This is a genomic window from Streptomyces sp. CA-278952 (assembly GCF_028747205.1).
In the GTDB taxonomy this organism is placed as follows: domain Bacteria; phylum Actinomycetota; class Actinomycetes; order Streptomycetales; family Streptomycetaceae; genus Streptomyces.
In genome coordinates, this window is sequence record NZ_CP112880.1 from 5,224,414 (window position 1) to 5,243,717 (window position 19,304).

General features: G+C 72.0%; 16 protein-coding genes. 14 read left to right on the plus strand and 2 right to left on the minus strand.

Annotation, left to right across the window (positions count from 1 at the left end; all coding sequences use genetic code 11):
- The first annotated feature begins 21 nt into the window (after window positions 1–21).
- The 14 genes from N7925_RS23445 (at window position 22) to N7925_RS23510 (ending at window position 14,902) form a co-directional block, all read left to right on the plus strand.
- On the plus strand, window positions 22–1,296 hold the full coding sequence (locus N7925_RS23445; RefSeq protein WP_274345067.1) for an ROK family transcriptional regulator: 1,275 nt from the start codon (window positions 22–24) through the stop codon (window positions 1,294–1,296).
- Window positions 1,297–1,377: 81 nt separating this feature from the next.
- Complete coding sequence (locus N7925_RS23450; protein WP_274345068.1) at window positions 1,378–2,679, plus strand: peptidase; 1,302 nt, start codon at window positions 1,378–1,380, stop codon at window positions 2,677–2,679.
- Between the two features lie 71 nt (window positions 2,680–2,750).
- Window positions 2,751–3,521, plus strand: a complete 771-nt coding sequence (locus tag N7925_RS23455) for a GntR family transcriptional regulator (protein ID WP_265601421.1) — start codon at window positions 2,751–2,753, stop codon at window positions 3,519–3,521.
- Between the two features lie 159 nt (window positions 3,522–3,680).
- Entirely contained in the window at window positions 3,681–4,805 is a 1,125-nt protein-coding gene (locus N7925_RS23460) for a TIGR03364 family FAD-dependent oxidoreductase (RefSeq protein WP_265601422.1), read from the plus strand.
- Between the two features lie 5 nt (window positions 4,806–4,810).
- On the plus strand, window positions 4,811–5,569 hold the full coding sequence (locus N7925_RS23465; RefSeq protein ID WP_274345069.1) for a phosphonatase-like hydrolase: 759 nt from the start codon (window positions 4,811–4,813) through the stop codon (window positions 5,567–5,569).
- On the plus strand, window positions 5,566–6,792 hold the full coding sequence (locus N7925_RS23470; RefSeq protein WP_265601424.1) for an ABC transporter ATP-binding protein: 1,227 nt from the start codon (window positions 5,566–5,568) through the stop codon (window positions 6,790–6,792). Before N7925_RS23465 ends, N7925_RS23470 begins: the two co-directional genes overlap by 4 nt.
- Window positions 6,785–7,675 (plus strand): 2-aminoethylphosphonate ABC transporter permease subunit, encoded by an 891-nt coding sequence (locus N7925_RS23475; RefSeq protein WP_416222926.1) that lies wholly within the window; start codon window positions 6,785–6,787, stop codon window positions 7,673–7,675. Before N7925_RS23470 ends, N7925_RS23475 begins: the two co-directional genes overlap by 8 nt.
- Entirely contained in the window at window positions 7,662–8,459 is a 798-nt protein-coding gene (locus N7925_RS23480) for an ABC transporter permease (protein WP_265601425.1), read from the plus strand. The genes N7925_RS23475 and N7925_RS23480 overlap by 14 nt, the downstream gene beginning before the upstream one ends.
- Before the next feature lie 34 nt (window positions 8,460–8,493).
- The gene (locus tag N7925_RS23485) at window positions 8,494–9,561 is read left to right on the plus strand and encodes a 2-aminoethylphosphonate ABC transporter substrate-binding protein (RefSeq protein WP_265601426.1); all 1,068 of its coding nucleotides are present in this window, start codon (window positions 8,494–8,496) and stop codon (window positions 9,559–9,561) included.
- A gap of 254 nt (window positions 9,562–9,815) precedes the next feature.
- Window positions 9,816–11,363 (plus strand): alkaline phosphatase family protein, encoded by a 1,548-nt coding sequence (locus N7925_RS23490; RefSeq protein ID WP_265601427.1) that lies wholly within the window; start codon window positions 9,816–9,818, stop codon window positions 11,361–11,363.
- A gap of 113 nt (window positions 11,364–11,476) precedes the next feature.
- Entirely contained in the window at window positions 11,477–12,319 is an 843-nt protein-coding gene (locus tag N7925_RS23495) for an HAD-IIA family hydrolase (protein WP_443032354.1), read from the plus strand.
- A 153-nt stretch (window positions 12,320–12,472) separates the two neighbouring features.
- Window positions 12,473–13,045: a hypothetical protein gene (locus tag N7925_RS23500; RefSeq protein ID WP_274345071.1), complete on the plus strand. Its 573-nt coding sequence runs from the start codon at window positions 12,473–12,475 to the stop codon at window positions 13,043–13,045.
- Window position 13,046: 1 nt separating this feature from the next.
- Complete coding sequence (locus N7925_RS23505; protein WP_274345072.1) at window positions 13,047–13,760, plus strand: class F sortase; 714 nt, start codon at window positions 13,047–13,049, stop codon at window positions 13,758–13,760.
- A 95-nt stretch (window positions 13,761–13,855) separates the two neighbouring features.
- On the plus strand, window positions 13,856–14,902 hold the full coding sequence (locus N7925_RS23510; protein ID WP_274345073.1) for a glycoside hydrolase family 6 protein: 1,047 nt from the start codon (window positions 13,856–13,858) through the stop codon (window positions 14,900–14,902).
- 75 nt (window positions 14,903–14,977) lie between these two features.
- On the opposite strand, the gene N7925_RS23515 is transcribed toward N7925_RS23510, so the two are convergent.
- Both N7925_RS23515 and N7925_RS23520 read right to left on the minus strand, forming a co-directional pair.
- Complete coding sequence (locus tag N7925_RS23515; protein ID WP_274345074.1) at window positions 14,978–16,978, minus strand: kelch motif-containing protein; 2,001 nt, start codon at window positions 16,976–16,978, stop codon at window positions 14,978–14,980.
- A complete protein-coding gene (locus tag N7925_RS23520; RefSeq protein WP_274345075.1) occupies window positions 16,975–18,894 on the minus strand; it encodes a glycosyltransferase family 2 protein in 1,920 nt (639 codons plus the stop codon). The genes N7925_RS23515 and N7925_RS23520 overlap by 4 nt, the downstream gene beginning before the upstream one ends.
- Window positions 18,895–19,304 lie beyond the last annotated feature (410 nt).

Here is a 19,304-nt window from a genome sequence, read left to right on the forward strand (position 1 = left end):
GGCGGTGAAGAGGAGCGAACCGTGAACGGGAGCCGCACGAAGGCCCAGGCCGGGGTGGGTCTGCCGGCCCTGCGCCACCACAACGCCGCGCTGGTGCTGGATCTGCTGCGGGCCGCCGGGGCGGACGGCATCAGCAGGCTGGAGCTGGCCGAGGGCACCGGTCTCACCCCGCAGGCCGTCAGCAAGATCACCGCCCGGCTGCGGGAGGACGGGCTCGCCGCCGGCGCGGGCCGGCGCCCCTCCACCGGCGGCAAGCCGCGTACCGTGCTGCGGCTCGTCCCCGAGGCGCAGTTCGCCGTCGGGCTGCACCTGGACCGCGACGGGCTCACCGCCGTGCTCGTCGACCTCGCGGGCCGGCCGGTCGCGGTCACCCGCGCGCCCCTCGACCTCGGCGCTCCGGCGGACCGGGTCCTCGCGGACGCGGCGGACGCGGTACGGGACCTGTGCGCTGCCGAACCGCACAAACCGGTGCTCGGCGTCGGCGTCGCCGTGCCCGGCCCGCTGGACCACCGGGACGGCGTGCTGCGCCGGGTCACCGGATTCCCGCAGTGGGACGGGTACCCGCTGCGCACCGCCCTGGCCGAACGGACCGGGCTGCCGGTGGTGCTGGACAAGGACACCAACGCCGCCGCCCTCGCCCTGGCCCTGTCGCTCGACGAGCCGCGCGGCGACTTCGCCTACCTCCACCTCGGTACGGGGCTCGGCGCGGGCCTGGTCCTCGGCGGCGAGGTGCACCGGGGCGCGCGGACGGAGGCGGGCGAATTCGGCCACCAGACCCTCCAGTTGGACGGCCCGCTCTGCGGCTGCGGCGGACGCGGCTGCATCGAGGCGCTGTGCCTGGCCGCCGAGGCGCGCGGCGACCGGGGGGAGGCCGCCCGGGTCCTGGGCGCCGGCGCGGCGAACCTGGTCGGCCTGCTCGGCATCGACCGGGTGGTCCTGGGCGGCAGGGTGGTGGCCGCCGACGAGGACGCGTACGTACGGGGCGTCCGGGCCGTGATCGAGGAGCGGTCAGCGCGGGGCGGGGCGGGCGCGGGCGTGACCGTCACGGTCGCCCGGGGCGGTGACCTGCCGGTCGCGGAGGGCGCGGCGCAGCTGGTGCTCGCGCCGGTGTTCGGACGGGTGGGGGAGCAGGTAGGGGAGCCAGGCGGGGGAGCCAGGCAGGGGGGCAGGTGGAGGAACGAGACGGGGAATGAGACGGGGAACGAGACGGGAATCGAGGCGGGGGGGCGAGACGGGGACAAGACGGACGGGCAGTCGGGTGATCCTATGAATCAAGTCGGCATGTCGACACTCTGAGTCCGCGCGCGCGTGGTGGTGTCGGAGGCCACCGCCGAGGCCCCCGCCCCGGTCGTCCGCGAGCAGTGAAGGGTGACCCCCATGCCCCCCGACTCCTGCGCACGGCTGCGTGACGCCCGTGCGCTCGCCGCCCTCGGGCTGGCCGCCGGGATCACGGTGCCCGCCGCGCTCCTGGGCGGCCCGCAGGCCGCCGCCCAGGCGGCCGCCCCCGCCCCCGCCTCTTTAGCCGCCGACCAGCAGCCCGTCTGCGGCGACCCGGCGGCCAAGGACTTCCCCATCGAGACCCGCATCCAGGACGCCCCGGACAGATACGCCTCCGGCGGCGGCTACGGCACCTGGTTCCTCGACCTCACCAACACCACCGACACGTCCTGCCGGGCCCTGCACCCGGTCCTCGTCCTCGCCGACCGCGACCGCAGACTGACGTCGGACCAGATCCAGCTGGAGTTCTCCGAGCCCGGCCGCCCAGGGATCGAGCACCGGGTCACCTGGGAGCGCACCGACCGCGACGAGCAGATCGGCGTCTTCGGCGGTGAGCGGGACGACCGGCGCGAGAAGGCGGAGAGGGGGGAAGAGGGCGAGGCGGGGACATCGAGTGGCACGGACGCAGAAGACACGGCCGCAGAAGACACGGACACGGGCACTGGCTCCGATGACGATGACGATGACGATGACTCCGGTGACGCGTTCCGCGGGTTCACCGTTCCCGCCGGCGCAACCGTCTCCGTGCGCGTCCGGATGGCCTTCACCTCCGACACCACCCCCGGCCCGGTCACCGCCCACGCCGCCGTCGTCCAGCGCCGCCACCAGGACAAGGCCAAGGGTGGTGGACGCGAGGACGGCGAATGGGTGGGGGAGTCGAAGGGCTACCCCTTCGTGATCGTCGACGGCGCCACGGGCGGCATCCGCGAACCGGAGCAGCCCCGGTCCGAGCGCCCGCAGCCGGAGAGCCCCCGGTCGGTACGCCCCGATCCGGTACGCCCCGATCCGGTACGCCCCGATCCGGAGCGCCCCGATCCGGAGCGCGCCGATCCGGGCGACGGAACTCGCCCCGACCCGGAACGCCCCGACCCGGGCGACGGCCCCCGTACCGAGGCGGGCGACGGCACCCGCACGGACCCCGGCGCCGGCCGCGACCCGGTGCCGGACCGCGACCCCGGCCCCCGGCCGTCGGCCCGCCCCGGAACCGGGGAGCAGGGCAGGGGTGCCGACGAGGACCACCCCGGACGCCCGCCCCGCGACGGCCTGGGCCGCCCGCTCCCCGAACTCGCCCGCACCGGAGCGGAGTCACTGGCCTGGACCGGGGTCGCCGCCGGGGCGCTCCTGCTCGGCGGGTCCGCCCTGCTGCGGTATGCCCGCCGCGTCCGCCGCACCACGGACTGACCGGCCGCGGCGGAGCGGCGAGATCCGGGCCGTGACGCAGCCTGTTCACCCGCGTCTGCAACCATCGGGCCGTGGACTACCCGAACGACCAGGCACCTGGCGCACCGATCCGCTCCGGCATCCCCGAGCACGGCCGTATCCCGAAGTACTACGCGGTCAAGGCCCGTATCGCGGTGCTGCTGGACGAGTTGGGCGAGGGCGGGCTCCTGCCCACCGAGCGGGAGCTCGCCCAGCGGCACGCGGTCGCGCGCGAGACGGTCCGCCAGGCCCTGCGCGAACTCCTCCTGGAAGGGCGGCTGCGGCGTCAGGGGCGCGGCACGGTCGTCGCCGGGCCCAAGCTGGAGCAGCCGCTCTCGCTGGCCAGTTACACCGAGGGCGTCCGCCGCCAGGGCCGTCGGCCGGGCCGCCACCTCATCGGCCTGGACCGCTTCCCCTGCCCCGAGGCGCTCGCCGCCGAGATCGCGGTCGGGCGGGGCGAGCCGGTCTGGCACCTGGAGCGGGTGCTGCTCGCCGACGACGAGCGCGTCGGCCTGGAGAGCACGTACGTCGGTGTCGCCCGCGTCCCGGACCTGGACACGGAGTTCGACCCGGACTCCTCCTTCTACGCCTACCTCCGCGACCGCCTCCAGATCGCCTTCGGCGACGCCGACGAGCGGATCGAGACCGTACTCGCGACCCCTCGCGAGGCCCTGCTCATCGGGACCCCGCCCGCCCTGCCGATGCTCCTGATCCACCGGCTCTCCCGGGACGCCGACGGCCGGCCGCTGGAGCGCGTGCGGACCCTGTTCCGGGGCGACCGCTTCTCCTTCTCCGCCCGTCTGCGAGGCGAGGAGCGGAGCTGAGAGGGGCCGTCGCCTGCTTTACCACGCGGCCCGGCCACGGCCCGACCCTCCCCAAGGTCACGAGAAGATAACGGGTCTGGTCCAAACTTGCGGGGTCGTTCACCGTCCCGTCGGTGAACGGACGCGTGCGGGACACCCGTCCCGAGGAGCGTGGCCGTCGTGAGAGTCATCGTCGTAGGAGCCGGCGTGGTGGGAACCATGCACGCCTGGCACGCAGTCAGCCGCGGCCACGAGGTCGTACAGATCGAGCGCGAGAGCGAGGCGCGCGGGGCATCGCTCCGCAATTTCGGACAGATATGGGTCAGCGGCCGGGCCGGCGGCGAGGAGCTGGAGACGGCCCTGCGCGCCCGCGAGCTGTGGGAGGCCGTCGGGGAGCGGGTGCCCGGACTCGGCTTCCGGGCCTGCGGTTCCCTCACCCCGCTGCGCACCGCACGCGAGGTCGCCGTCGCCGAGGCGGCCGTCGCCCGGCCCGACGCGGCGGCGCGCGGCTACAAGCTGCTCACCGCCGGCGAGGCCCGGGCGCTCAACCCCGCCCTGCGCGGCATGTTCACCGCCGCCCTGTGGTGCGAGCGGGACGCGGCGGTCGAACCACGCACCGCCCAACTCGCCCTGAAGGAGCACCTGCTGGCCTCCGGCCGGTACACCTACCTCTCCGGCCGTGAGGTGCGGAACGTCGTCGGGACCGCCTCCGTGCGCGACGACCACGGCGACGTCCACACCGGTGACGCCGTGATCCTCGCGACCGGCGCCTGGCTCGGCGGGCTGGTCCGGGAACTCGCCGGGCCCGAGCTGCCCGTGCGCCGCGTCCGCCTCCAGATGATGCAGACCGACCCGCTCGGCGAACCGCTCACCACCTCCGTCGCCGACGCCGACAGCTTCCGTTACTACCCCGCCTACCGGGGCGAGGCGCTCGACGCCCTCAACGCCGGACAGGCCCAGGACCCGGTCGCCGCCGAGCACCGCATGCAGCTCCTCATGGTGCAGCGCCGCGACGGCGGGCTGACCATCGGCGACACCCACGAGTACGAGCACCCCTTCGCCTTCGACACCGTCGAGGAGCCCTACGAGCACCTCACCCGGGTCGTCGAGGCCTTCCTCGGGCGCCCGCTGCCGCGCGTACGCCACCGCTGGGCGGGCGTCTACGCCCAGTGCACCGACACCTCGCGCGTCGTCCACCGGCAGCAGGTGTCCGACGGGGTCTGGCTCGTCACCGGGCCCGGCGGGCGCGGCATGACGTGCTCGCCCGCCATCGCCGAAACGACCGCCGACCAACTGGGCTGGTGAACCACATGACTTCCCCGACCGACATCACGCGCGACCCCTACCGCCTCGTCGTTCTCGACATGGCCGGCACCACCGTCGCCGACGGCGGCCTCGTCGAGCAGGCCTTCTCCGTGGCCGCCCAACGCCTCGGTGTGCGCCGCGGATCCGACGAGCATGCCCGGCAACTCGCCTACGTACGCGCCACCATGGGTGAATCCAAGATCACCGTCTTCCGGCACCTCTTCGCCGGCGAGGACGGCGAGGACGGCAAGGACGGCAAGAACGGCGAACGCGCCGAGGCCAAGGCCCAGCAGGCCAACGCCGCCTTCGAGGAGGCGTACGGGGAACTCGTCGACGGCGGCCGTATCGCCCCCCTCCCCGGCGCCCGCGAGGCCGTCGAACGGCTCGCGTCCGAGGGCCGCACCGTCGTCCTGACCACCGGGTTCGCCCGCACCACCCAGGACGCCATCCTCGCCGCCCTCGGCTGGCAGGACCTCGTCCCGCTCACCCTCTGCCCCGCCGACGCGGGCGGCCGTGGCCGGCCCTACCCGGACATGGTGCTGGCCGCCTTCCTGCGCACCGGAGCCGTGGACGACGTCCGGCGGACCGTGGTGGCCGGCGACACCTCGTACGACATGCTCAGCGGCGTACGCTCCGGCGCCGGGATCGTCGCCGGGGTCCTCACCGGCGCCCACGACAAGGACCAGCTGACCCGGCACGGCGCAACCCACGTGCTCGGGTCCGTCGCCGAGCTGCCCGACCTCATCGCGCGGGCCGAGGCGTGAGCGCCCCGGCCCCCGCCGCCGGTGGGCGCGGCCCCGGTCGGACCGCCCCCGCCGCCCCCAGCGGCATCCGCTTCGAGGGCGTCACCGTCGCCTACGGCGGGAACGTCGTCCTCGACCGGCTCGACCTCACCGTCGAACCCGGCGAAGTGATGGCCCTCCTCGGGCCGTCCGGCTCGGGCAAGACCACCGCCCTGCGCGCCGTCGCCGGGTTCGTCCGGCCCGCCTCCGGACGGGTGTTCCTCGGCGGCCGGGACGTCACCGCCCTGCCCCCGCACCGGCGCGGCATCGGCATGGTCGTCCAGCAGTACGCCCTCTTCCCGCACCTCAAGGTCAAGGACAACGTGGCCTTCGGGCTGAAGGCCCACCGCACCCCGAAGGCCGAGATCCCCGGCCGGGTCACCGAGGCCCTCGAACTCGTCGGCATGGCCGCGTACGCCGAGCGCCACCCGCGCGAGCTCTCCGGCGGCCAGCAGCAGCGCGTCGCCATCGCCCGGGCGCTCGCCATCCGCCCCGGCGTCCTGCTCCTCGACGAACCGCTCTCCGCCCTCGACGCCCGGCTGCGCTCCGGGATGCTCGCCGAACTGGCCCGGCTGCACCGCGAGTTGCCGGACGTGTCGATCCTTTACGTCACCCACGACCAGGTGGAGGCCCTCACCCTCGCCGACCGGATCGCCGTCATGGACCGGGCCCGGCTCCAGGACTGCGGCACCCCCCAGGAGCTCTACCGCCGCCCGCGCACCGAGTTCACCGCCTCGTTCGTCGGCAACGCCAACCTCCTCCCGGTCACGGTCACCGGCGCGGGAGCCGTCGAGTTCGGCGGCCACGCGCTCGCCGTCCCCACCGACACCGCCGCCCCCGGGGCCACCGCGACCCTCTGCGTCCGGCCGCACCTGGTCGGCCTCGGCGACGGGCCCAACGCGCTCACCGGCAGCGTCACCGAGGTCCAGTGGCGCGGCTCCACCCACCGCGTCCACGCCGACGTCGACGGCCACCGCCTCATGGCCGACCTCCGCGAACTGCGCGAGCCCCCGGCCCTCGGCGACCCGGTCACCCTGCACTTCGCCGCCGAGGACGCGGTGCTGCTCCCGGCGGGAACAGAGGGAGCGGCGGGAACAGCGGGAGAAGGAGGAGCAGCGGCAGGAGCGGCGGCAGGAGCAGCGGACGCGGCCGGCCCCGCGGGCTCCGCGCCGGCGCGGGAGAAGGCGGGGGTGCCCGGTGCCTAGCGCCGTCCTCGACCGGAAGCAGACGACGACGGGGCCTGGGCAGCCCGCTCCCGCACGGTCCCGCTCCGTCCCCGCCTGGGTCTGGGCGCTGCCGCCCGTCGCCGTCCTCGCGCTCGCGTTCCTCTACCCGCTGGCCCTCGTCGTCCAGCAGTCCGTCACCCCCGACGAGGGCGGCGTCTCGCTCGACCCGTACGCCGACGTCTTCGCCTCCGAGGTCTTCCGCGACGCGCTCACCACCACCGTGTGGCTCGCCGTCGGCTCGACCGTGGGATGCCTCGTCCTCGGGTTCGTCCTCGCGCTGATCATCGCGTTCGTCCCGTTTCCCGGCGGGAAGGCGGTCGCCCGGTTCATCGACGTGTTCCTCTCCTTCCCGTCCTTCCTCATCACCCTGGCCCTGCTGTTCATCTACGGATCCGTCGGGATGGCCAACGGGCTCTGGACCGACGTCACCGGGGCGACCGAGGGGCCCTTCCACTTCCTGACCACCCCCTGGGGCGTCCTGCTCGCCGAGATCACCTACTTCACGCCGTTCGTGATGCGCCCGCTGCTCGCCGCGTTCTCCCAGCTCGACACCGGACAGCTGGAGGTCGCCTCCTCGCTCGGCGCCGGGCCCGTCCGGATCATCCGGCAGGTCATCCTGCCCGAGGCGCTCCCGGCCCTCGCGGCGGGCGGCAGCCTCGTCCTGGTGATGTGCCTCAACGAGTTCGGGATCGTCCTGTTCACCGGGGCGAAGGACGTCACGACGCTGCCGATGCTCGTCTACAGCAAGGCGATCCTGGAGTCGGACTACCCGGCCGCCTGCGTCGTCGCCGTCGTCAACATCGCGATCTCCGTGGGCCTCTACAGCCTCTACCGGGTGGTGAGCCGTCGTGCTGGTGCATAGCCGGGCCGGGAAGTGGGCCACCTGGGCCGTCTTCCTCCTCCTCTTCGTCCCGCTGTTCGCGGTGCCCCTGCTCGTCATCCTCGCCGCGTCCCTCGCCACGAACTGGTCCGGCGCCTTCCCCTCCGGACCCACCGTCGAGCGCTACGCCGCCGCGACGAGCGGCGACTCCCTCCAGGCGCTCACCACCAGCCTGGTCACGGCCGTGGCCGCGAGCGTGCTGGCGCTCACCCTCGGCGGCTGGGCCGCTCTCGCCGCCGCCTCTCTCCGCAAGCGCGGAAAGCGGCTCCTGGACGCCCTGTTCATCCTGCCGGTCGCCGTGCCCTCGGTGGTCGTCGGCCTCGCGGTGCTGGTGGCCTACAGCCAGCCGCCCGTGCTGCTCAACGGGACGCGCTGGATCGTGATCCTCGCTCACACCGTCCTCGTCACCGCGTTCGCGTACCAGTCGGTCTCCGCCGCCGTGCGCCGTCTGGACCCGATGTACGAACAGGCCGCCGCCGGCCTCGGGGCGAGCCCCGCCCGGGTCCTGTGGCGGATCCGGCTGCCCCTCCTGCTGCCCTCGCTCACCTCGGCCGCCGGGCTCTGCTTCGCCCTGTCCATGGGGGAGCTGAGCGCCACGATGATGCTCTACCCGCCGGACTGGACCCCGCTGCCGGTGCAGATCTTCGCCGCCACCGACCGGGGCTCGCTCTTCACCGGCGCCGCCCTCGCCGTGGTCCTGATGACGACGACGCTCCTCGTCCTGGCCGCCGTCTCCCGCATCCGGACCCGCGCCTCCTACCGCTGATCCCCGCCCCGTACTTCCCCTGGAGAAACTCCACATGCGCAACCGCAACCACAACCGTGCCCGTGCCCTCGCCCTCCCCATGGCCGGCCTCGCCGCCGTCACCCTCACCGCCTGCGGCGGCTCCTCCGCCGCCTCCGACGAGAAGTCCGTCACCGTCTACAGCGCCGACGGCCTCAAGGGCGAGAACGGCGACGGCTGGTACGACAAGGTCTTCAAGGACTTCGAGAAGAAGACCGGCATCGAGGTGAAGTACGTGGAGGGCGGCTCCGGCGAGATGGTGCAGCGCGCCGTCCGCGAGAAGTCCAACACCCAGGCCGACGTGCTCGTCACCCTGCCGCCCTTCATCCAGCAGGCCGACGCCAAGGGCCTCCTCACGGCCTACCAGCCGAAGGGCGTCGACCAGGTCGACGGCGCCGACCGGGCGGCCGACGGGAAGTGGACCTCCGTCGTCAACAACTACTTCGGCTTCATCCACAACAAGAAGGAGCTGAAGAGCCCGCCCAGGACCTGGGAGGACCTGCTCGACCCGTCGTACAAGGAGAAGGTGCAGTACTCCACCCCCGGCGTCGCGGGTGACGGCACCGCCGTCCTCATCAAGGCGATGCACGACTTCGGCGGCCAGGAGCCGGCCATGGCCTACCTGAAGAAGCTCCAGACCAACAATGTCGGCCCGTCCGCCTCCACCGGAAAGCTCGCCCCCAAGGTCGACAAGGGGGAACTCCTCGCCGCCAACGGGGACGTCCAGATGAACTTCGCCCAGTCCAAGGACATGCCCAACCTCGGCATCTGGTTCCCCGCCAAGGGCGACGGGAAGCCCACCAGCTTTGCCCTGCCGTACGCGGCGGGCCTCGTCGCGAAGGGCCCGCACAGCGAGAACGGCAAGAAGCTGCTCGACTTCATGCTCTCCGAGCAGGCCCAGCGCGACGTCAGCGCGGTCGGCGGGGGCTTCGCCGCCCGCAAGGACATCGAGGCCACCGACGCCAACGCCGTCGAACTGGCCCGGCTGATGGAGGGCGTGGAGATCTTCGAGCCCGACTGGGCGGACATCGGCGCCAACCTGGACACGTACATCGACGCCTGGAAGTCGGCCACCGGAAGCTGACCGGCCACCTCGCCGCCACGGATTCCTGCGAAGGTCTGGACTCGGCCCGATTGTCTCGCGAAGGTAACGGGTCTGGTCCGGAAGAAACTCCAGCAGCTCCAGCAGCAGGAGTTGCAGCAGCTCCAGCAGCTCCAGCAGCTCCAGTAGCTCCAGTAGCTCCAGCAGGTCCAGCAGGTCCAGCAGATCCAGAAGGCAGTTCAGAAGGCAGTTCACGCCCCAGCCCCGTCCGACCCGCCCCCTCCCTGGAGGATCACGTGTCCCGGTCCCGGTCCCTGTCCCGCCGCTCCGTGCTCGCCACCACCGCCGCCGCGGCCACGGCCGCCGCCGTCGGCCCCCTCGCCACCGCCACCCCCGCGCACGCCGCGCCCACCCTCCCCGACGGCACCAGCAAGGACAAGGTGCTCGTCGTCGGCATGGACGGGCTGCGCCACGACGTCATCGCCGCCGCCAAGGCCCCGCACCTCAAGTCGATGATGGTGAACGGGACGTACGGCACCTCGCTGCTGTACGCCAACCCGATGGCCGCCACCTCCTCCGGCCCCGGCTGGTCGACCATCTCGACCGGCGTCTGGCCCGACAAGCACGGCGTCAAGGACAACTCCTTCGCCGGGAAGAACTACGGGAAGTACCCCGGCTTCCTCGCCCGCCTCGCCCAGGTCCGCCCCCAGCTCTCCACCTACGCCGCCGTCGACTGGAAGCCTTTGGACGCCCAGGGCACGGTCACCCCGGGCGCCGACGCCAAGCTCGTCCTCGACGGCGACGCCGACGGCTACACCGGCCACGACGCCACCATCGCCGCCGAGACCGAGTCGATCCTCCGGAACCAGAACCCGGACGTCCTCTTCGTCTACTTCGGCCAGACCGACATCGCCGGCCACAACTCCGGTGCCGCCAGCGCCGCCTACCGCGCGGCGATCGACGTCCAGGACGGCTACCTCGGCCGCCTCCTGACCGCGATCAGGGCCCGCCCCTCGTACGCCACCGAGCGGTGGACCGTCATCGTCACCACCGACCACGGCCACACCGACTCCGGCGGCCACGGCGGCAGCGCGATCGAGGAGCGGCGCACCTTCGTCCTCGCCCAGGGCCCCGGCATCGCGGCCGGCGCCCGCCCCGCCGACACCCGCCTCGTGGACGTCGCCGCCACCGTCTTCAAGCAGCTCGGCGTCACACCCGACCCCGCCTGGGGCCTGGACGGCAAACCGATCCAGCAGCGCTCCACCGACCCGTTCGAGGCCCTGTACCCCGCCCTCGCCGCACGCGCCGACGAGACCGGCGTCCCGGCCGGCGTCCTCGGCTGGACCCACACCGCGCCCAGCGGCTGGTCGGTCGTGAACTCCGCGATGGGCACCGGGGGCGTGGCCGAGTGGCGCGGCTGGTCCTTCGCCACCGACGAGTTCTGGAGCCGAAGCCAGCGCGACCAGTCCCGCGAGCTGAACGTCCGCTCGCGCGGGATCTTCGCGGTCGCCGACTCCGACGAGTGGGACGACAAGGCGTCCTCAGGACCGTACGACTCCACGCTCGTCACCCCGGCGTACGCGGTCGGCGGCACGTCCACCGTCACGCTCCGCCTCACCACCCACTACCGGCAGGAGGGCAGCCAGAGCGCCCGCGTCCTCGCCTCCTGGAACGGCGGCACGCCCGTCGAGGTGAAGCGCTACACGTCCGACGTGATCTCCCAGCCTCAGGCGCTCACCCTGGACGTCCCGTCCGGGGCCGCCAACGTGAGCTTCCGGTTCCACTACACCGGCAGCAACAACTGGTACTGGGTGATCGACGGGGTCACCGTCACCGCGAGCTAATTATGCTGGGGGTGCCGGGACGGCGTGGTCCGGGCACCCCCAGCACGCAGTGCGTACGGCAGGAGTCCCGACACATGGCAGAGCGCAAGCCCATCTCATCCTGGCTCACCGACATGGACGGCGTCCTCATCCATGAGGGCACCCCCATCCCCGGTGCCGATGCCTTCATCAAGCGGCTGCGGGATTCCGGGCTGCCCTTCCTCGTCCTCACCAACAACTCCATCTACACCGCGCGCGACCTGCACGCCCGGCTGAAGCGCATGGGCCTGGACGTGCCCGTGGAGAACATCTGGACCTCCGCGCTCGCCACCGCCCAGTTCCTCGACGACCAGCGCCCCGGCGGCACGGCGTACGTCATCGGCGAGGCCGGTCTCACCACCGCCCTGCACGACATCGGGTACGTCCTCACCGACCACGACCCGGACTACGTGGTGCTCGGCGAGACCCGGACGTACAGCTTCGAGGCGCTCACCAAGGCGATCCGGCTGATCAACGCGGGCGCCCGCTTCATCTGCACCAACCCCGACGAGACCGGCCCGTCCGCCGAGGGCCCGCTGCCCGCCACCGGTTCGGTCGCCGCCCTCATCACCAAGGCCACCGGCAAGGACCCGTACTTCGCGGGCAAGCCGAACCCCCTGATGATGCGGACCGGTCTCAACGCCATCGGCGCGCACTCCGAGACCAGCGCCATGATCGGCGACCGGATGGACACCGACGTCCTCGCGGGCCTGGAAGCGGGCATGCAGACCTTCCTGGTCCTCACCGGGCTGACGTCCGTCGCCGACATCGACCGCTACCCGTACGGCCCCTCGCACGTCGTCGAGTCCATCGCCGACCTGGTGGACCTCATCGACCTGCCCGACCAGGTGGACCAGGGGAAGCAGGCGGACGGGACCCGCAAGGCAGACAAGGCAGACAAGGCAGACAAGGCAGGCAAGGCCGACAGGTCCGCTTAGTCGGACAGCCGCTGATCTGCGCGGAACGCATCCGCAGTCGTCCGAAGCGTTGCCCGAACGGTCGCCCCGGGCGTCGCTCGGGCATCGCTCGAATGGAGGACTGCGGATGCGGGCCGCCGCCGCAGGCGTGAACCTTCCCGTAGGAGGTTCACGATGCGTTCCATGCCCCTCACGTTCTGTGCCGCAGCGGCGGCCACGCTCATAGCCGTGCCCGCACCCGCCGCTCTGGCATCCCCAGCCGCCCCGGCCGGTGACGACGACCGGCGCACCGGCACCGTCTCGGTCACCCCGTCCACCATCGCCCCCGGCGGGAAGGTGGATCTGTGGGTCGACGTCTGCGGCAAGGGCCGCGAGGCGACCGGCAACTCCGACGCCTTCTCCTCGGAGGCCCGCTTCCGCCCCGCCGACGACCAGGGCCTCTTCGCCGAGGCCCGGATCCGGGACGACGCCGAACCCCGCTCCTACGACGTCTGGGTGACGTGCAAGGACGGCCGCGGGAAGGCGACCGGCACCCTCACCGTCGTCCACCACAAGCGCCCCTCGCCCGCCGCACCCGTCAAGGCGGGCGGCGGAGGCGCCGCCACCCTCGCCGAACGGTCCGCCGAGGCCGAGGCCGAGGGGCCCGGCACCCGGCACGCGGTGATCGGTCTGGTGCTCGCCGCCGTCGCGGCCGTCGCCGTCGCCCTGCGCACCTCGCGCCGGCGCCGCGACCCGGCCGGCAGCTGACATGGGAGCCCCAAACCGCCCGGCAGGCAACGGGCGACTGCTCACCGGAGTGACCTGGGCCGTGCTGCTGCTCGGCCTGTGGATCTGGGGCCGGGAGGCCGGCGGGCTCGGCGGCCTGTCGGGGCCCACCACCGGCGATGTGGCCGCGGTCGGCCGCCCCCTCGGGGCGGAACTGCCCCCGGCCCACGACCCGCTCGACGGGGTGGCCCCCGAAAGCGTCGAGGTCCCCTCCGTGGGGATCTCGGCCCCCGTCATCACCCGCGGCCTCGACCGGGACGGGGCCATCGACCCGCCCCCGTACGGCATGCCGAAGACCGCCGGTTGGTACGGCGACGGCACCCAGCCCGGCGCGAAGGGCGCGGCCCTGTTCGTCGGCCACGTCGACACCGACACCAAGCCGGCGGTCTTCTACGGGCTCAGCGCGGTGAAGCCGGGCGCCCGGATCGAGGTCACCCGGACCGACGGCAGCGTCGCGGAGTTCACCGTGGACGACGTCCAGCTCGTCACCCGCGAACGCTTCGACGCGCAGAAGGCGTACGGACCCCGCGAGGACGGCAGGGCCGAGCTGCGGCTGATCACCTGCGGCGGAAAGTACGACCACGCAACCCGCTCCTACACGGCGAATGTGGTCGTCTCCGCCTATCTCACCGGCGCGCAGGACGCGCAGGACGCCGGGGAGCGCGTACAGGCCGTGGGTCACGGAAGCCGCGGCTGACCCGAGGCGCCCCGACTGTGCCAGGATGGATCGGACCGGCAGCACATCGGTGCACCAGCGAGAACAGTGCAGGCAGTGCACCCAAGGGGGAGTGGATGTACGGCAGTTACACCGGCCGGTCCCGCACGCGCGGGCGCGCGGCGGGCCTGCGGACGACCGGTACGGCGGCGGCGCTCGGAGCGGCCCTGCTGCTGGCGGGATGCTCCGGCGACGGGGACGGCGGCGACACCAGGAGCGCGCCGACCGTCGGCCAGCAGCCCAAGGCGAAAGACCCGTACTGGGTGAACCCCGACGGCACCGCGGCTCGTCAGGTCGCCGCCTACCAGGAGGACGGCGACCAGGAGAAGGCCGACCTGATCCGGCGGATCGCCGAGCAACCGGTCGGGGAGTGGATCGGCCCGGACGCCCCGGAGGACGAGGCGCGGCGCGTCACCGAGGCGGCCGCGAAGGCCGACCGGTACGCGCTGCTGGTCCTCTACAACATCCCCCACCGCGACTGCGGCCAGTTCTCCAAGGGCGGCGCCGCCGACGGCGACGCCTACCGTGCCTGGGTGGACGGCGTCGCCAAGGGCATCGGGAACCGCCAGGCGACCGTGGTCCTGGAGCCGGACGCCCTGCTCCACCTGGTCGACGGCTGCACCCCCCAGGAACACCACCAGGAGCGCTACGACCTGCTCAAGGGTGCCATCGAGCGGCTGAAGCGGCAGCCCGCCACCAAGGTCTACGTGGACGCGGGCAACGCGGGCTGGCAGTCGCCCGAGGCCCTGCACGAGCCGCTCTGGCGGGCGGGCATCGCCAAGGCGGACGGCTTCTCGCTCAACGTGTCCAACTTCCGTACGACGGCCGTCAGTACGGAGTTCGGAAAGAGGCTGTCGGTGAAGGTGGGCGACAAGCCCTTCGTCATCGACACCAGCCGCAACGGCAACGGCCCCTACGAGGGCGGCGACCCGGCCGAGACCTGGTGCAACCCGCCCGGCCGCGCGCTCGGCGAGCCCCCGACCACGAAGACCGGCGACGACCGTGTCGACGCCTATCTGTGGATCAAGCGCCCCGGGGAGTCCGACGGCGACTGCAAGGGCGGACCGCACGCGGGCGAGTGGTGGCCGGAGTACGCCCTGGGTCTGGCCCGCGCCACCAAGTAGCGCAAGCCACCAAGTAGCGCAAGCCACCAAGCAGCGCAAGGGCCACAGCCGCCTACCGCGCCCGCGTACGTACGCCTACGGCACCTCCACCCACATCCCCTCGGACGGGGTGCCCTCCTCGTCGGTGACGAACAGCATGTACCAGCCCGACGGCACCAGCGCCCGGTTCTCCGGCACGGTGACCGTGATCCCGTCCGCCGACTTCTCGAGCTCCAGATCGATGCTGCGCTGGTCCGTGTCGGTCACATGGGTGACCGCCGAGGGCCGCATCAGCTTCGCCGAGGCGATCGAGGAGGCCTGGCGCGTGGTGAACAGCCCGGTTCCGCCGCGCTTGATGCTCTTGGGGCCGGCCGTGAGCTCCGGCCGGGAGTCGCGGTAGAGATAGGGCGGGGTGTAGATCTCGATGCGCTGCTCGAAGGTGCCCGGACGCGTGTTGATCTTGTCCGAGTAGAGCGGGTCCGATCCGAAGATCATGACCCGGCCGTCCGGCAGCAGCACGGACCCCGAGTGGTAGTTGCGCCCCACCGCCGGGTCCGCGACCCGCTGGTACGTATCCGTCTTCGCGTCGTACAGCCGGGCCTCCAGCACGTCCGAACCGCCGCGGCCCCGGTAGTCTCCGGAGCCGCCCGCCACGAGCAGCGAGTCGTCGGGGAGCAGGGAGGCGCTGGGGTAGCGGGTGCCCTTGTCCAGGGAGGCGCCCTCGGTGAACGCCGGGTCCTTCTCCTGGAGGTCGACCAGCCGGGACTTGGGGGTGGACTTCTCCGACTCGCCGACTCCGCCGCCGCCGATCACCATGAACCGCTCGTCCTGGGCCGGAGGCAGCCGTACGGTCGCCGAGGTCTCCATCTGGTCCGGGTCGGCGAGGCCGGGGATCTCGTCGAAGTCGTTCGTCCGTACGTCCCAGATCCCGGGGGTGCGGCCCTCGTTCTGGAGCCCGTAGCCGGAGTTGGAGCCGGAGTAGAACAGCCTGCCGTCGTTGAGCAGGAAGAGCGCCGGGTAGGTGGCGAACTTCCGGACGATGCCGCTGTCCTTCCAGGTCTTCTTCTTCGGGTCGTACACCTCGGCCTTGCCCACGTCGATCTGGCCGATGTCATCCAGGCCGGAGACGGCGAGGACCTTGCCGTCCTGAAGCGTCGTGAGGGTGGGGTACCAGCGGGCCTTGTCCATGGGGTCGACGGGGATGTACTTCTCCGCGACCGGGTCGAACTCGTAGGCGTCGTTGATGCCCTGGAAGTCCTTCTTGTCCAGCGCCAGCTTCTGCGCGATCCCGTAGACGTTGCGGGTGTCCTCGGCGGAGAGCCCCGCGACGCGGTAGTTGTCCTCGGTGCCGGTCTCGTGCTTCCGTCCGGACTTCTCGGCCTCCACGTAGATGCGGCCGACGCCTGCCTCGTTGCGCTGGTACTCACCGGTCTTCTTGTCGAAGACCTTGGTGGCCTTCTCCACCAGCAGCGGGTCCTGGGAGATGAAGGTCTTGCCGCTCTCCTTGCCCGTGAAGCGGGTGCCCGCGGGGAGAGTGATCGGCTTGCGGGGGTTCTCGTTGCGGACGATCATCAGGCCGCCGGCCTTGGTGACGTCGCCCCCGAGCTTCTCGTAGCGCTTGGTGCCGCCGGCTATGAGGAGATTGCCGCCGGGGAGCTGGGTGTGGCCGGCGCAGAACAGGTCCTTGGGCGTGGGGATGTCCTTGAAGACGTTCGTCTTCGGGTCCCACAGCACGGACCGGAAGCTCTTCGCGTCGAAGTTCTTCTCGTTGTTGCCGGAGCCCGCGACGAGCAGCACCTTGCCGGTGCGCAGCAGCGCGGCGTGGACGGCGTTGACCCGGTGCTCGGCGGGGATGTCCAGGAAGTCCCAGTGGCCGTTGGCCTCCTTGTAGGACTGCTTGTTGATCGTGTAGTGGTGGTAGCGCTCGGTGCCGAAGCGGTAGAGCCACGGTCCGTTCGCCCCCGCGAGGGCGACCACGGCGACCGTGCCGATCGCGAATCGGCGCGTACGCAGACCGGAGCGGCGGACCCGCGCCCCCGCGCGGCGGGAGGCCGGACCTGCGGAACGGCGGGCGCCCCGGCCCGAATGGCTTGTCATGACTGCTGTCCCCCCAGGGCGATCTTCATGGTCTGGTCAGAGCCGGGTCCGGGCGGACCCGGCGGTGGCCCGGCCGGCGGCCGTGGGCCGGACGAGCCCGCCCGGCGCCGGCCGCGGCGCTTCTTCTTCTCCGCGCGGACCGTGTACCGCCAGCCGATGATCGGCGCCGCGGTGATCAGCAGCGCCAGTGTGGCCCAGGTGATCATCGCGGGGTGGCTGTGGCCCAGGAAGAACGAGGAGATCATCGACGCCCCGAAGACGACGATGAAGAACAGGTGGATGCGGAAGGTGCCGAACAGCGTGTCCGGGCTGGACGAGTCGCCCTTGGGGGTCACCACGAACGAGCTCTTGCGGCGCAGCACCGTGTCCATCAGCGAACGGGCGTAGATCGGCGCGGAGAGCGCGGACATCACCATGCCGGCCAGACCGCCGGAGCCCTCGGGCTCGTGCGGCGAGACGTTGTGGCGGCGGTTCCAGACGTAGAGGCCGATCTGGAGCGCGGAGGCGTTGCCGTACAGCATCATCCAGATCGTCGGGTCGATCTGTACGCCGGAGGCGCCCATGCCGAGGAACAGGGCGCAACTGAGGGCCGCGAGGATCCAGTTCAGTGCCGACATCGGATAGAAGATGATCATCATCGTGTAGTTGAAGAGCTTGCCGGGCGGCATGGTCCCGAAGCCCTTCCAGAACTGCCCGATGATCGTCTCGTAGGTGCCCCGGGACCAGCGCAGCTGCTGGGTGAAGAAGTCCGTCCACGCGGTCGGGCCCTCGCCGACGGCCAGCACGTCCGGGGTGTAGACCGAGCGCCACTTCCGGCCCGTGGCCGGGTTGCGGTGGCGGTGGATCTCGAACCCGGTGGCCATGTCCTCGGTGATCGAGTCGTACAGGCCGCCGATCTGCTTCAGCGTCGAGATGCGGACCGCGTTGCTGGTGCCGACGAACATGGGCGAGCCGTAGCGGTTGCCCGCGCGCTGGATCAGAGCGTGGAAGAGGAACTGCTGGGACTCGGCGGCCTTGGTGACGAAGGTGTCGTAGTTGCCGTAGACCTGCGGGCCGATGACGAAGCCGACGTCCGGGTCGCGGAAGTAGCCGAGCATCCGCTCCAGGTAGTTCGCCATCGGGATGTGGTCGGTGTCGACCGAGGCGAAGAAGTCGTAGTCGCCGCCGTGCGCGTCCAGCCAGGCGTTGTAGTTGCCGTGCTTGGTCTTGGCGCGGTGCGGGCCCTTGGCCTGGTTCCAGTGCGCCACGCCCTTGCGGGAGAAGTGGTGCACGCCGAGCCGGGCGCAGACCTCCTTGACCGCCGGGTCGTCGCCCTCGTCCAGCAGCCAGACGTGCATCGGACCGCGGTGGCGGATCCTCACGGCCGCTTCCAGGGTCTTCGTCACCATGGCCAGCGGTTCCTTGCCGGGGACGAAGGAGGTGAGGAAGGCGACCTTGGTGCCGGACTCCGGGATCACCGGGACCGGGTCGCGGGCGACCAGGGTGGCATGGGCGTTCGACAGGACGTTCATCGTGCGGAACAGCTCGATCAGACCGATCGAGACCAGCATGACGATGTCGAGGACCAGCAGGAGGTCGTTGTCCAGGTTCGGATCGCGGTCCGTCCAGTGGCTGGGCTGCATCAGCCAGGCGAAGAGGCCGAGCGAGACGAGAGGAGCCGCGCCGAGCAGGAGCGTCGCGCGCACCCGGTGCGGCTCCTGCGATATGAGAGAGCGGTACCGGACCTGGTACGGCTTGCCCGCGGGGGGCTGCGTCAGCGGTCCGGCGAGCCGACTGTAGTGCTCGTAGTCGTAGCGCGGCAGCTCCTGCTTGGCACGCCGTCGCGCCGCACCGGCCCGCAGCCCCGCGGGTATCCGGAGCTGCGCCGTCCGGGAAGCGTCGTTCTCCTGCCGGTCGCCTGGCGGCGTCGACGTCATGGGTCATCCCCCCGCACGCGTGGTGCGTGACTGGTCGGTCTCTTCGTGCGCGGTGGGTCCCCGTTCTTCACCGGGCACGCACACGGTGGAAGGCCGCCTCCCCACGGACATGGGTCGGCCGCCTTGCGGTTGCATGATGCCCCCCTCGGCGTCCGCCCTTGAGCGGGACCCCCACCCCGCGGCGCGGACAACCGGAACGTCACGCTCTGCTGCGCCAACTGTACGGATCAGCAGCCCCCTTGGACCCGACGGTCCTCAGACAGATTGTCCGAGTCCGAACGGGATCGCAAGGGTGGAACGGACTATTTACCGGCCATATGTACGATTTGAAACCACCTGATGGAGGCGGTGTGATGGAGTGGAGACCCGTGCTCGGCCGCTCCTCCGCCTCCCCTCCGTCACCGATTTGT